The sequence below is a fragment of the Kineococcus aridisoli genome, from assembly GCF_050871885.1.
In the GTDB taxonomy this organism is placed as follows: Bacteria; Actinomycetota; Actinomycetes; order Actinomycetales; family Kineococcaceae; genus Kineococcus.
The window spans coordinates 1-13,517 of record NZ_JBJLSF010000115.1 but is presented as its reverse complement, the minus strand read 5'-3'; the positions used below and the strand labels follow the sequence as shown (position 1 = coordinate 13,517).

Here is a 13,517-nt window from a genome sequence, read left to right as displayed (position 1 = left end):
GCCCGGCGGGGGAGACCCCGCCGGGCGCCGGTGCGTCCGCGTGCGTGCCGCGGCCTCAGCTGCCGGGCAGCACCCCGTCCGCGTCCGGCACGCCGCCGTCGATGTCGTCGGCGTCCACGATGCGGTACGCGTAGCCCTGCTCGGCCAGGAAGCGCTGGCGGTGCGCGGCGAAGTCCTGGTCCTTGGTGTCGCGCGAGACGACGGTGTAGAAGCGCGCGGCCCCGTGGTCGCCCTTGGGCCGCAGCACCCGGCCCAGGCGCTGCGCCTCCTCCTGGCGCGAGCCGAACGAGCCCGACACCTGGATGGCGACCTTGGCCTCCGGCAGGTCGATGGAGAAGTTGGCCACCTTGCTCACGACGAGCGTGGTGATCTCGCCCTGGCGGAAGGCCTCGAACAGCCGCTGGCGCTCCTTGACCGTCGTGTCGCCCTTGATGACGGGCGCGTCCAGGCGGTGCGCCAGGTCGTCCAGCTGGTCGATGTACTGGCCGATGACCAGCGTCGGCTCACCCGCGTGCTGGGCCACCAGCTTCTCCACCACCCGCGACTTCTCCGGGGAGGTGGAGCACAGCCGGTAGCGCTCGTCGTCCTCGGCCGTCGCGTAGGCCAGGCGCTCGCCGTCGGGCAGCGTCACGCGGACCTCCACGCAGTCGGCGGGGGCGATGTAGCCCTGCGCCTCGATGTCCTTCCACGGCGCGTCGTAGCGCTTGGGACCGATGAGGGAGAACACGTCGCCCTCGCGGCCGTCCTCGCGCACGAGCGTGGCCGTCAGCCCCAGCCGCCGGCGCGCCTGCAGGTCCGCGGTCATCCGGAAGATCGGCGCCGGCAGCAGGTGCACCTCGTCGTAGACGACGAGGCCCCAGTCGCGGGCGTCGAACAGCTCCAGGTGCGGGTAGACGCCCTTCCGCTTGGTCGTCACCACCTGGTACGTCGCGATCGTCACCGGGCGGATCTCCTTGCGGGCCCCGGAGTACTCGCCGATCTCGTCCTCGGTCAGCGAGGTGCGCTTCAGCAGCTCGTCGCGCCACTGCCGCGCGGAGACGGTGTTCGTCACGAGGATGAGCGTCGTCGCGCGCGCCTTGGCCATCGCACCCGCGCCCACGACCGTCTTGCCCGCACCGCACGGCAGGACGACGACGCCGGAACCGCCGTGCCAGAAGCCGTCCACGGCCTCGGCCTGGTACGGGCGCAGCGACCAGCCGTCCTCGGCGAGGTCGATGGGGTGCGCCTCGCCGTCCACGTAGCCGGCGAGGTCCTCCGCCGGCCAGCCCAGCTTCAGCAGCACCTGCTTGAGGTTGCCCCGCTCGCTGGGGTGCACGAGCACGGTGTCGGGCGCCACGCGCGCACCGAGCAGCGGCGCGACCTTCTTGCTGCGCAGCACCTCCTCGAGCACCGGGGTGTCGACGGCGTGCAGCACGAGGCCGTGCGCGGGGTCGTTGACCAGCTGCAGGCGCCCGTAGCGGGCCATGGTCTCGGCGACGTCGACCAGCAGCGCGTGCGGCACCGAGTAGCGGGAGAACTCCAGCAGCGTGTCGACGACCTGCTCGGCGTCGTGGCCGGCCGCGCGCGCGTTCCACAGGCCCAGCGGCGTGAGCCGGTAGGTGTGCACGTGCTCGGGGGCGCGCTCCAGCTCCGCGAACGGCGCGATCGCCGCCCGGCAGGCGCGGGCGCGCGGGTGGTCGACCTCGAGGAGCAGCGTCTTGTCGCTCTGGACGATGAGGGGGCCGTCGGTCACCTGGAGTGCAACCCCCTTCGCCGCCGCAGGCTTCCGGTGCGCGTCAGCGGACCGGCGTGAGCGTGCTCACGGAGTCCCAGTAGACGTCGCCGGAGGTGTCGGCGAAACCGCCCGCGCCGATCACCGCGAACAGCACGACGAGGCCGAGGACCAGCAGCACGGTCAGGCCGATGTTCACCCAGGCGCAGATCTTGCCCGCCAGCAGGAAGCCCAGGCCCCGCTTGGTGCCCTGCGACTCCAGGACCTCCCGGCGCGCACCGGGCGCCAGGGCCAGCGCGACGATCGCCGCGATCCAGCCCAAGCCGGTGCCCATCAGGACCAGACCGCCCACCGCGGTCCACAGGACCGCGTGCGCCATGCCGGTCACCGGCGGCTGCTCGTGGCCCTGCACGCCGTACTGGCCCTGGCCGTACCCGTACTGGCCGGACTGGCCGTACTGGCCTGCGCCGTACTGGCCCTGGTCGTGCCCCGGCTGCCCGTAGCCGGACTGCCCGTGACCGGACTGCCCGTACCCGGACTGCCCGTACCCGGACTGCCCGTACCCGGACTGCTGGGTCTGGTCCTGCTGGGCCCGGCCGTGCCGGGCCGGGTCGTCCGCGGACGCGCCGGTGGGCCGCGGGGCGGAGGACGCCCCGGGCCAGGACTGCTGCAGCGGCGGGTAGCCGGGGTCGTCGCCCCAGCGGGGCAGGCCCTGCGTCGGCGCGTCCGGCGGGGTCTGCTGCCGGGGCTGCTCCGGCTCCGGTGCCGACCGCTGTGCCGACAGGGGGGTGGACCCGGCGCGGTAGGGGTCGCCCGCGTCCCCGTCCGGCTCCTGCCCGCCCGACCGGTAGGGGTCCGGTTGGCCGTCGGCGTCCGGCTTCTCCCACCAGGACCGCTGCCCGCCCTGACCGCTGTCGCTCATGCTCGTCCTGCTCCTCGCACCTCGGTCTCGACTCCCGACGCTAGCCCACCGCCACGACGGCGGGTGCCGCTCAGCCGACGGCGTCCGCCACACCGGTGACCCGGTGCACCGAGAACGAGCGCACCGCGCCCTCGCCGCGGTCGAAGGCGCTGATCCGCCCGCCCTCCACGCCCAGCGGCTCGACGAGGTGGCGGCCGGCGCTGCCGGTGGCGTCGACGTAGCCGATCCACACGGCCCGCCGGCGCCCGACGGCCTCGCGCAGCAGCGCCAGCGACGTCGTCGGGTCCAGCGCCGGCAGCGCCGGGGCCTGCGGCTGCGCGCCGCGGCGGCGCTCGGCCAGCGCGACGTCCTCGTCCCCGGCGCGCAGCGAGCGCACCGCGGCGGCCAGCAGCGCCGGACCAGGTGCCGGCGGTTCACCGGTGACCGGCCGCGGCGGGGTGCGCGCGGCGGCCCGCGCCGCACCCGCGCGGCGCACCAGCAGCTCACCGTCCGGCCCCTCGGCCGCCGGCGCCACGCCCGCCGCGCGCAGCGCGGCCAGCACCTCCTCGGGGTCGGCCGCGGCCGCGAGCACCGTCGGCGCCAGCGCGCGCAGCCCCAGCCGGGCGCAGCGCTTGTCGGCCAGCAGCTCGGCCAGCAGCGCCGGGTCCTCCGCGCGCACGTAGGCCCCGGCGCGACCGACGCGGACCCGCCCGTGGCGGCGGGCGACGTCGCGCACCAGGTACTCCAGCGGCTGCGGCACCCCCGTCGCCGACAGGTCGGCCAGGAAGCCCAGCGCCTCGTCGGCCGTCTGCCCGTCGTCCAGGCCGCGGCGCACGGTGGCGGTGTCGAAGCGGTAGACCGTCGCACCGCCGCGGCTCTCCACCCGGGCCAGCGTCTCCAGCCGGCGCGCCAGGTGCGCCTCCAGCGGGCCGGGGGCGACGGCCGTCAGGTCGGCCTGCAGCAGCACCTCGTGCACCGGCTGCGGCAGCGAGGCCGCGAGCGCGTCCGCGGCGCCGTCCTCGTCCCCGGCCACCAGCGCCCGCCCGGCCGGGGACAGCGCGCCCGCGCCCAGCACGCCCAGCCAGGAGGCGTCGCGCACGGTCCAGGCGACGAGGTCGTCGCGCAGCCGCGTCGCGCGCCGCGGCGCCTGCCAGCGCAGCCGCGCCGCGAGGTCGTCGACGGCGACCGCGTGGTCGGCGGGCACGGCCGCCAGCTCGGCGAGCACGGCGGTGCGCACGGCGAGCGCGGACGCGCGGTCCAGGTCGGGGCCCAGGGCGTTGCGCACGGCGTCCTTGGCGTCGCGGCTGCCCACCAGCGCCGGCACCCGCGTCGTGCTCAGCCAGCCGCTCGCCAGCTGCAGCCAGCGCTCGGCCGTCTCCGCCTCGCGCCACTGGTCGAAGGCCGTCGTCGGCAGCCAGCGCGGTTCCACCTCGCCGTCGTCGGCGACGAGGCCGGCGACCCAGGCCGTCTCGACCACCAGCGCCGCGGTCGGCTCGTCGACCTCCAGGGCGCCGGCCGTGCGGCGCAGCTCGCGCACCCCCAGCCCGCCCGCGCGCAGCACCGGCGGAGCGGCCTCGCCCCACAGCCGGCCCAGCTCCTCCACGAGCCGGCAGGCCTCCGCGGCGGCCTCGGCCGAGCCGGCGACGACGAGCTCGTGGCGGCGCTCGCGCGGGTGCAGCGGCGGCGGCTCGCGGTCGGCGACGGCGTGCACGCGCCCGCCGCGCAGCGCCAGGGCCACCTCGCGCGGCAGCACCACGGTGCCCGGGCCGGAGACCGCGAGCAGGCCGTGGGCCAGCAGCCACTCCACCGGCGTCGTGGCGGTGGCCGTGCGCACCTGGCGGTCGGCGCGCTCGACGGCACCCGTGGGCGGTCCCCAGGTCAGCTTGTCGAGGACGGCCCGCGCGCCCTCGGGGGCCCCGGCGAGCAGCTCGGCGACGTGGCCGGGCTCGCCCAGGTGCGCGCCCAGGCGGGTCAGCGCCACCTCGGGGTCGTGGCTGACCTCCAGGCCGAGGTCCTCCAGCAGCTCGGCCAGCCGCTGCGGGGAGCGGCGCCCCAGCGCCTCCGCCAGCGGCGGGCCCAGCCCCGCGGGGTGCGGTCCCAGCAGCTCGCGCACCGCCTGCACCAGGTGCACGCGCCGGTCCGGGCCCCACACCAGCGCCCGCCGGCGCAGCTCGGCCACGACCGGCCCGGCCTTGGCGCCCCACGCCTTCGAGACCGCGGTGACGCTCACCGGGTCCGGCAGCACCGCCAGCACCTCGGCCACCTGCAGCGCCGGGGTGTCCAGGCGCTCCAGCGCGCGCTGGGTGCTGGCCCGCGTGGTGGCCCGCGTCGCCAGCGCCGTCGTGGACGTCGGCAGCGGGGCCGCCAGGTCGGGGCGGTGGGTGAGCAGCACCTCCAGCTCGGGGTCCGCGCGGGCGCGCAGGTCCTCGGCCAGGGTGCGCGGAGCGGGGGCCGTGGGCATCGCCGGGAGTCTAGGCGCCGCTCGCCGGGGCGCGCGGTCAGCGGGGCGGGGGCGCCGCCGGCAGCCCGAACAGCCCGAACAGGCGGGTGTCCAGGAAGGAGGTGATGCGCTTGACGCGGCCGCCCTCCAGCTCCAGCGCCTGGATCGCGAAGGGCACCAGCTCGCCGTGGGCGCCGACCGGCTTCCAGTGCGCGAAGGCGGGCTGGCCGTTGACCCGCAGCGGCAGCAGCCGCGAGCCGCGGCACTGGTGGCCGGGGCCGAGCATCCAGGCGGCGATGTCGTCGGCGCCGTCGAGCCACATCTCGAACGGCGGCATGTTCTGCGTGACGTCGTCGGCCAGCAGCCGCACGAAGGCGTCGATGTCGTAGCTCTCGAAGGCGCGCACGTAGCGCTCCAGCAGCACCCGGTGGTCGGCGTCGAGGTCGGCGGGGGCCTGCACGTCGGGGCGGGTGGCCAGCGTCGCCCGCGCGCGCTGCAGGGCGCTGTTGACCGAGGCCGTGCTCGTCTCCAGCAGGTCGGCGACCTCCTCGGCCCGCCAGCGCAGCACCTCGCGCAGCACGAGCACCGCGCGCTGGCGCGGCGGCAGGTGCTGCAGCGCCGCGACGAAGGCCAGCCGGACGCTCTCGCGGCCGACGGCGACGTCGGCCGGGTCGCCGGAGACGGGCAGCACCCGCTCGTCGACCATCGGCTCCAGCCAGGTGTCCTCGGGGCGGCGCGCGGCCAGCGACGCCTCGACCGGCTCCCACGCCGAGGCCGACAGGTCCATCGGCCGCGCGCGGCGGCCCCGGCCCTCGATCATCGTCAGGCACACGTTGGTGGCGATCCGGTACAGCCACGAGCGCAGGCCCGAGCGGCCCTCGAAGCCGTCGATGCCCTTCCACGCCCGCAGCAGCGTCTCCTGCACGGCGTCCTCGGCGTCGAAGGCCGAGCCGAGCATGCGGTAGCAGTAGCCGGTCAGCTCGCGCCGGTGCGCGGCCAGCCGGGGCTCGATGTCGGCGGCGGTCGGCTTGTCGGCGGGAGCCGGCGTCCCCACGGCGGTGTGCGTCACGGGGCACAGGACAGCACAGCCCACCGACACGACGACAGGTCCGCGACGGGTCCGCGACGGGTCCGCGGCGACCCCGCGGCGGGCGGGTCCGCGCCGGCGGCCGGCGGCTGGTTGGATCGCCCCTCGTGCCGCTCGCCGAGGTCCCGCTGCTGCTGCTGGCCGGCGTGCTCGCCGGGTTCGTCGGCAGCACGGCGGGCCTGGCCTCGCTGGTGTCGTACCCGGCGCTGCTGCTGACCGGCCTGTCCCCGCTGGCGGCGAACGTGACGAACACCGTCGCGCTGCTCGGCGTGAGCGCGGGCACGGTCGCCGGCTCGCGCCCGGAGCTGACCGGGCAGGGCGCCCGGCTGCGGGTGCTGCTGCCGCCGGCGGCGCTGGGCGGTGCGGTGGGCTGCGCGCTGCTGCTCGCGCTGCCGCCGGGCGCCTTCGAGCGCGTCGTGCCCTTCCTCGTGGCCGCCGCGGCGCTGCTGCTCCTGCTGCGCCCGCGCCTGGAGCGGCTGCGGCCCGGGCGCCTGCCACCGCGCCACCCCCTCGTGCTCGCCGCGGTCGGCGCGGTCGGCGTGTACGGCGGCTACTTCGGCGCCGCCGCGGGCGTGCTCATGCTGGCGCTGGCCGAGCTCGTCCACGACCAGCCGCTGGCGCGCGCCAACGCGCTGAAGAACGTGCTCACCGGCGCGGCGAACACCGTCGCCGCGCTCGGCTTCGCCGTCCTGGGCCCGGTCGACTGGTGGGCGGCGCTGGTGCTGGGCGCCGGGTGCGTCGCCGGCGGCCGCGTCGGCCCGGTCGTGGTGCGCCGCGTCGACCCCGGCGCGCTGCGCGGGGTGATCGCCCTCGCCGGCCTGGGCCTGGCGGTGCACCTGTTCCTGTCCCGCTGACCGCCCCGGCCACCCGCCGGCGGGCCCCGGCCGCGGGGCGCCCGTCAGCCGCGCAGCGAGGCCATGCCCTCCGGCAGCGGCTCGGCGTGCAGCACGTGCAGCTCCTGCGTGGCCCGGGTCAGCGCCACGTAGAGGTCGTTGGCCCCCCGCGGGCGGCGCAGCACCGCCGCGGGCTCGACGAGGACGACGACGTCGAACTCCAGGCCCTTGGCGCGCTGGACGTCGAGCACCGACACCCGGGCGTCGAGGTCGTCGGGGGAGGCGGCCACCGACCCGGCGGGCAGCGCGGCCGCGACCGCGGCCCGCAGCGCGTCCGCACCCAGCGGGCCGCCGGCGTCCGCGGCGATGACGGCCAGGCGGCCCTCGGCGAGCGCGCCCAGGCGCCGGCGCACCACCCGCACCACGCCCTCGGCGTCGTCGGCGCCGGCCAGCGCGACGGCGACCGGGTCGTGCTCGCCCTCGCGCACCGGCGTCGGCGGGTTCGCGGCGATGCCCGCCGCGCGCAGCACGTCGGCGGCCACCCGGGAGATGCGCGCCGGGGTGCGGTAGTTGACGGTCAGCTCCTCCAGGCGCCAGCGGTCGTCGACGACGGGCTTGAGCGCCTGCGCCCAGCTGCGGGCGCCGGCCGGGTTGGAGGTCTGCGCGACGTCGCCGACCAGCGTCATCGAGCGCGACGGGCAGCGGCGCTCCACCAGCCGCCACGCCATCGGCGACAGCTCCTGGGCCTCGTCGACGACGACGTGCCCGTAGGCCCAGGTGCGGTCGGCGGCGGCGCGCTCGGCGACCGTGCCGCTGGGCCCGCCGGTGGCGAAGCGGTCGGCGAGCAGCTCGGCGCTGACGAGGTCGTTGCCCACCCCGGAGGCCTCGAACTCCTCGAGCACCTTGCGCGCGTAGGCGACCTGCTCCTCGCGCTCGGCGGCGCGGCGGGCCTCGCCGCCGCTCTCCTCCAGCGGCCCGAGCAGCTCGGCGAGCTCGTCCAGCAGCGGCACGTCGGCCTCGCTCCAGGCCGCGGCGTCCTCGCGGTGCAGCGAGCGGCGCTGCTCGGGGGACAGCTGCGGGGCGGCGCGCTCGAGGGCGGCGGGGTCGCGGTAGAGGCTCGCCAGGACCTTCTGCGGCGTCAGCGGCATCCAGCACAGGTTCACCTCCCGGCGCACGTCGAGGGACTCGCGCAGCTCGGCGACGAGGTCGTCGCGCTCCTCGCCCAGGTCCACGCCGCGGGCGCGGGCCAGCGAGTTCACCAGGGTGTTGAGGACCTCGCGCACGAAGGTGACGCGGGCGGCGTTGTGCGGCTTGCGGGTGCGCCGCGCGCGGGTGCGCGCCGAGGCGACCGCCTCCGGGCGCAGCAGCACGCGGGTGCCGTCGAGGTCGAAGCGGATCGCGCGCTCCGGCACGCGCTGGCGGGCCGCGACCGCGGCCTCGAGGACGTCGACCATCCGCAGCGAGCCCTTGGTGCGGGCGGCGGCGGGGGAGTCCTGGCCGCGGGCCACGACGCCGGGGAACATCTCGCCGAGCGTCATCGTCACCACGCCGGTCTCGCCCAGCGCGGGCAGCACCTGCTCGACGTAGCGCAGGAAGACGGGGCTGGGGCCCAGCAGCAGCACGCCGCTGCGCGCCAGCCGGTCGCGGTGGGTGTAGAGCAGGTAGGCGGTGCGGTGCAGCGCGACGGCGGTCTTGCCCGTGCCGGGGCCGCCCTGCACGACGAGCACACCGCGCTCGGAGGCGCGGATGACGCGGTCCTGCTCGGCCTGGATGGTGGCCACGATGTCGCCCATGCGCCCGGTGCGGGGGGCGGTGACGGCCGCCAGCAGGGCCGCGTCGCCGGTCGTGCGCTCGCCGTCGGCCGCCACGAGGACCTCGTCGTCGACGCCGGTGACGTGCCGGCCGGAGGTCAGCAGGTGGCGCCGGCGCACGACGTCGCGGGGCGCGGCGGCGGTGGCCTGGTAGAAGTCCTGCGCCGCCGGGGCGCGCCAGTCCACCAGCAGCTGGTTGCCGCGCTCGTCGGCCAGGCCGAGCCGGCCGACGTAGCGGCGGGGGTCCTCGGTGCCCGGCTGCAGGTCCAGGCGGCCGAAGCACAGCCGGTTCTCCACCGACCACAGCTGCGAGAGCCGGTCCTCGTAGAGGGTGGCGAAGGCGTCGCGCTCGAAGCGGTTCTGGTGGGTGCCGGTGGCCTTGGTGCGCCGCACCTCGGCGAGCTGGCGGGCGGTCTGCTCGCGCAGCGCGTCCAGGCGCGCGTACAGCGTGCCCACGTGCGCGTCCTCGCGGGCGACCTCCGGGTCGGGGTCCGGCGCGGTCTGGGCGAGAGGCACCGCAGAAGACTAGTCCGGGCACCCGCGGGCGCAGCCGCCCGGGCACCCGGTCGCGCGGGCGCGCGGGCCGCGGTCGCCCGGGCACGCGGCGGGTGCTCCGGACGTTGTGCTGATCGAGATCAGTTGCGATTGGATGCAGCACGCGCCGTGTCACCCACGGGGGAACCCTCCCCGGGCACCGCTCCGGCCCCGCCACCCGGTGGGGCCGCCGACGAGGCCCTGGAGGCTCCGTGACCCTGACCACACCTGCGCCCGGCCGTCCGCGTCGCAGCACCCCCTACGCGATGCTCACCGAGCAGGTGCAGTCCGAGGGCCTCATGGCCCGGCGCACCGGTCACTACTGGGTCCGCATCGCCGCCACCACCGCCGCCCTGGCCGCCGTCGTCGCGGGCGCCGTGCTGCTGCGCGAGTCCTGGCTGGTGCTGCTGCTGGCCGCCCCGCTGGCCCTGGTGCTCACCCAGTTCGCCTTCCTCGGCCACGACGGCGCGCACCGGCAGATCTTCGCCTCGCACCGGGGCAACGAGTGGGCCGCGCGCATCTTCGCGGCGCTGCTGACCGGGCTGAGCTACGGGTGGTGGATGGGCAAGCACAACAAGCACCACCAGGCGCCCAACCAGCGCGGGACCGACACCGACATCGAGTCCACCGTGGTGTCCTTCCACGAGGAGGCCGCCGCCTCCCGCCGCGGGCTGCTGCGCTGGGCCACCCGCCGGCAGGGCCTGTGGTTCTTCCCGCTGCTGCTGCTGGCCGGCGCCAACCTGCACGTGGACTCGGTGCGCTCGCTGGTGACCGGCCGCCGCACCAAGCGCCGCTGGGTCGACGCCTCGCTCATCGCCGTGCACTGGGCCGTCTACGCCGGATCCCTCGTGCTGCTGCTGGGCCCGGCGCGCGGCGCCGCCTTCTTCGGCATCCACATGGCCGCCTTCGGGCTGTCGATGGGCGGCGCCTTCGCCCCCAACCACGTGGGCATGCCGATCGTGCCGCGCGAGGCGAAGGTCGACTTCATCCGCCGCCAGGTCCTCATGTCCCGCAACATCTCCGGCGGCTGGTTCGTCGACCTCTTCATGGGCGGGCTCAACTTCCAGGTGGAGCACCACCTCTTCCCGAGCATGCCCCGGCCGAACCTGCGCCGCGCGCAGCCGTTCGTGCGCCGCTTCTGCGCCGAGCACGGCATCGACTACACCGAGACCTCCCTGCCGGGGGCGTACCGGGCGATCGCCGCGTACCTCGACGAGGTGGGCCTGGCCGCCCGCGACCCGTTCCGCTGCCCGCTGGTCTCGCAGCTGCGCAGCAGCTGAGCCGGCGGGCGTTGCCGCACGGTTGCCAGCGTGCTACGGTTCCCGGAGTCGTAGTTTCTCGCAGTGCTCAGCGCCCCGGGGAATCTTCTCGAGGGCCGTCTCTGACACTCAGGTCAGCACCCTCGGCGGCAAGCTCCGGTCACTCGGAGCGTTACCCGAGGAGGCCACATGGCTCAGGGCACCGTGAAGTGGTTCAACGGCGAGAAGGGCTTCGGCTTCATCGCCCCGTCCGACGGCAGCCCGGACGTCTTCGTCCACTACTCGCAGATCGCCGGCAACGGCTTCCGCAGCCTGGACGAGAACGACCAGGTCGAGTACGAGGTCACCCAGGGCGCCAAGGGCCCCCAGGCCTCGAACGTCGTCCGTCTCTGACGCACTCCTGACCGGCCCCCTCGCGGGCCGGCACGCGATCCCCGTCCCGGCAGCAGCCGGGGCGGGGATCGCCGCGTCTCAGGCGGCTGCGCGCCGCTCCAGGACGCCCCGCACGAAGGCCGCCTGCCCCGCGTGCTCGAGGTCGTCGTCCAGCACGCTCACCAGCCGCACCCCCAGCGTGACCGGGGGGTCCCAGCGCTCGTCGACGACGCGGTCGAGGTCGGCGTCGGTGAGGGTGGCCAGGTGGGCGAGCGTGCGCTCGTGCACGGCGTCGTGGTAGCCGGTCAGCAGCTCCGCCGGCAGCCGCACCCGGCCGACCTGCTCGGCGCTGAAGCCGTAGCCGGTCTCGGCGTCGTCGAACGGCAGCCCGCAGCGGCCGGCCCAGCCGTCGGCCGTCCACGTCTGCTCGTACCCGGCCACCTCGCTGACGTGGTCGTCCTGCACCCGGGTCAGGTGCCAGACCAGCCAGGCGATCGAGTTGGCCCCCTCGTCCAGGCGGGCGGCGAGCGCGTCCTCGTCGAGGCCGTCGACCGCGGCGTGGACGGCGGGCTGGATGCGGCCGTAGCCGTCGAGCAGGAGGTCCTTGGCGTCCATGCCCCCTGCCTAGCCCGCCGGCGGCGCGCCCGCACCCCGGCGGGGCGTTGCGCCGGTCGGGGGACGGGTCGCAACGCGGGCCGGGCCGGCGCCGATGGAGGGGTCGTGATGCAACGCGAAGCCCTCGAGGAGTGGTGGTCCTCGCTCGATCCCGCCTACCGCCGGCACGTCCTGGACATCGAGCCGGGCGACTTCCTCAGCGAGGCGGTGGCCCTGGACCTGCAGCTGTACGGGGTCCACGTCCCCGACGTCGCGGTCGCCTGGGACGTCGACGGCGTGGTGGAGCGCATCGTCGTCCACGTGCAGCCGCGCGCGTTCACCGACTTCCTGACCGGTCAGCGCGCCCTGCGCTGAGGGCCCGGCCCCTCACTCGTCGAGGGAGCCGCGCGCCACGTCGGCCCGCGGCGCCTGCCAGCCGCGCAGCACCCCGCCCAGCCGCAGGCCCGCGCAGACCGCCCCGCCCACCAGGGCCGAGACCAGCGGCGCCGCGCCCAGCAGCGGGGCGAGCACGGCGATGGCCGCGGCCAGCAGCGCGGGCACGGCGTACAGGCCGCCGGTGAGGATCGAGGGCACCCGGCGCACCAGGACGTCGCGCAGGGTGCCGCCGCCCACGCCGGTCAGGCCGCCCAGCAGCACGGCCGAGCCGGCGCCGGCCCCGGCCTCGTAGGCGACCTGGGCGCCGGTGACGGAGAACAGCGACAGCCCCACGGTGTCGAAGAGCAGGATCGGGCGCGACAGCCGCGCCAGCAGCCGGTGCGCGCCGAACGCCACGAGCGCCCCGGCGGTGGCCGTCGCCAGGTAGTACCAGGTGCGCAGCGAGGCCGGCGGCAGCTCGCCCAGCAGCACGTCGCGCAGGATGCCGCCGCCCACCGCGGTCACCACGCCCAGCGCCACGACGCCGAACAGGTCCAGCGTGGTGGCGCGCATCGCGGTGAGCGCCCCGTCGAGGGCGAACGCGAAGACGCCCAGCAGTTCGAGGGTGAGCAGCAGGCCTTGGGCGGTCACCGCCCGAGTGTGCCGTGCGGGCGGCGCAGGGTCGCGCGGCGGGCGGCGCCCGGGCGGGGCAGGATGCCCGCATGTCCACCTGGCTCATCACCGGCTGCTCCACCGGCCTCGGCCGCGCCCTGGCGCAGGCCGTCCTCGACCGCGGCGAGAACGCCGTCGTCACCGCGCGCGACGTCGCCTCCGTCGAGGACCTCGCGCGCGAGCACCCCGGCACCGCGCTGCCGCTGGCCCTCGACGTCACCGACCCCGCCCGCGTCGCCGAGGTGGTCCGGCTGGCCGAGGAGCGCTTCGGCGCCGTCGACGTCCTGGTGAACAACGCCGGGTACGGCTACCGCGCGGCCGTCGAGGAGGGCGACGACGCCGACGTGCAGCGGCTGTTCGCCACGAACTTCTTCGGCGCCGTCGCCCTCGTCAAGGCCGTGCTGCCGGGGATGCGGGCGCGGCGCAGCGGCGCGGTCGTCAACGTCTCCTCGATCGGCGCGCGGATCTGCCCGCCCGGGTCCGGGTACTACGCGGCGAGCAAGGCCGCGCTGGAGGGCCTGTCGGGCTCGCTGCGCACGGAGCTGGCACCGCTGGGCATCTCCGTGGTCGTCGTGGAGCCGGGCGGTTTCCGCACCGACTTCGCCGGGCGCTCGCTGACGCAGTCCGCGCAGCCCATCGCCGACTACGCCGACACCGCCGGCAAGCGGCGCAAAGAGCACGACACCGCCCACGGCAACCAGCCGGGCGACCCGGTCAAGGCCGCCCAGGCGATCGTCACGGCCGTCACCTCGCCGGCACCGCCCGCGCTGCTGCTGCTCGGCCGCGACGCGGTGGAGGCCTTCGAGGGCGTGCTGGAGGGGCACCGGGCCGAGATCGACACCTGGCGCGAGCTCAGCACGTCCACCGACGTGGACGGCTGAGCCCGCGGGGGCGGCGCCGCCGGCCGCCGGGGCCGCGGGCTCAGCCC

At 76.7% G+C, this 13,517-nt stretch carries 12 protein-coding genes; 5 read left to right on the top strand and 7 right to left on the bottom strand.

Features of this window, described 5'->3' with window-relative positions:
• Positions 1-55: 55 nt before the first annotated feature.
• The 4 genes from ACRYM2_RS21245 to ACRYM2_RS21230 form a co-directional block, all read right to left on the bottom strand.
• Positions 56-1,732: a DNA repair helicase XPB gene (locus ACRYM2_RS21245; protein WP_432524506.1), complete on the bottom strand. Its 1,677-nt coding sequence runs from the start codon at positions 1,730-1,732 to the stop codon at positions 56-58.
• Between the two features lie 43 nt (positions 1,733-1,775).
• Positions 1,776-2,633 carry a hypothetical protein gene (locus ACRYM2_RS21240; RefSeq protein ID WP_432524504.1) on the bottom strand — a complete coding sequence of 286 codons (858 nt, stop codon included), beginning with the start codon at positions 2,631-2,633 and terminating at the stop codon, positions 1,776-1,778.
• Between the two features lie 70 nt (positions 2,634-2,703).
• Positions 2,704-5,073: a helicase-associated domain-containing protein gene (locus ACRYM2_RS21235; protein ID WP_432524502.1), complete on the bottom strand. Its 2,370-nt coding sequence runs from the start codon at positions 5,071-5,073 to the stop codon at positions 2,704-2,706.
• A gap of 37 nt (positions 5,074-5,110) precedes the next feature.
• Positions 5,111-6,121 (bottom strand): sigma-70 family RNA polymerase sigma factor, encoded by a 1,011-nt coding sequence (locus ACRYM2_RS21230; RefSeq protein ID WP_432524500.1) that lies wholly within the window; start codon positions 6,119-6,121, stop codon positions 5,111-5,113.
• Between the two features lie 125 nt (positions 6,122-6,246).
• Between ACRYM2_RS21230 and ACRYM2_RS21225 the strand changes: the two genes are divergently transcribed.
• Positions 6,247-6,993, top strand: coding sequence for a sulfite exporter TauE/SafE family protein (locus ACRYM2_RS21225; RefSeq protein WP_432524498.1), 747 nt, complete (start codon positions 6,247-6,249; stop codon positions 6,991-6,993).
• A gap of 44 nt (positions 6,994-7,037) precedes the next feature.
• Here the strand turns inward: ACRYM2_RS21225 and ACRYM2_RS21220 are convergent, their stop codons facing one another.
• Positions 7,038-9,299: a HelD family protein gene (locus tag ACRYM2_RS21220; RefSeq protein WP_432524495.1), complete on the bottom strand. Its 2,262-nt coding sequence runs from the start codon at positions 9,297-9,299 to the stop codon at positions 7,038-7,040.
• A 230-nt stretch (positions 9,300-9,529) separates the two neighbouring features.
• Between ACRYM2_RS21220 and ACRYM2_RS21215 the strand changes: the two genes are divergently transcribed.
• Entirely contained in the window at positions 9,530-10,597 is a 1,068-nt protein-coding gene (locus ACRYM2_RS21215) for a fatty acid desaturase family protein (RefSeq protein WP_432524492.1), read from the top strand.
• Between the two features lie 168 nt (positions 10,598-10,765).
• On the top strand, positions 10,766-10,969 hold the full coding sequence (locus tag ACRYM2_RS21210) for a cold-shock protein (protein WP_166615581.1): 204 nt from the start codon (positions 10,766-10,768) through the stop codon (positions 10,967-10,969).
• Positions 10,970-11,047: 78 nt separating this feature from the next.
• Here ACRYM2_RS21210 and ACRYM2_RS21205 read toward each other — a convergent pair whose 3' ends face one another.
• Positions 11,048-11,563 carry a mycothiol transferase gene (locus ACRYM2_RS21205; protein WP_432524491.1) on the bottom strand — a complete coding sequence of 172 codons (516 nt, stop codon included), beginning with the start codon at positions 11,561-11,563 and terminating at the stop codon, positions 11,048-11,050.
• Between the two features lie 105 nt (positions 11,564-11,668).
• On the opposite strand from ACRYM2_RS21205, the gene ACRYM2_RS21200 reads away from it, so the two are divergent.
• Complete coding sequence (locus ACRYM2_RS21200; RefSeq protein WP_432524489.1) at positions 11,669-11,917, top strand: hypothetical protein; 249 nt, start codon at positions 11,669-11,671, stop codon at positions 11,915-11,917.
• 12 nt (positions 11,918-11,929) lie between these two features.
• On the opposite strand, the gene ACRYM2_RS21195 is transcribed toward ACRYM2_RS21200, so the two are convergent.
• Positions 11,930-12,568: a trimeric intracellular cation channel family protein gene (locus ACRYM2_RS21195; RefSeq protein WP_432524487.1), complete on the bottom strand. Its 639-nt coding sequence runs from the start codon at positions 12,566-12,568 to the stop codon at positions 11,930-11,932.
• A 71-nt stretch (positions 12,569-12,639) separates the two neighbouring features.
• Here ACRYM2_RS21195 and ACRYM2_RS21190 point away from each other — a divergent pair, with 71 nt between their 5' ends.
• Positions 12,640-13,470: an oxidoreductase gene (locus tag ACRYM2_RS21190; protein WP_432524484.1), complete on the top strand. Its 831-nt coding sequence runs from the start codon at positions 12,640-12,642 to the stop codon at positions 13,468-13,470.
• Positions 13,471-13,517 lie beyond the last annotated feature (47 nt).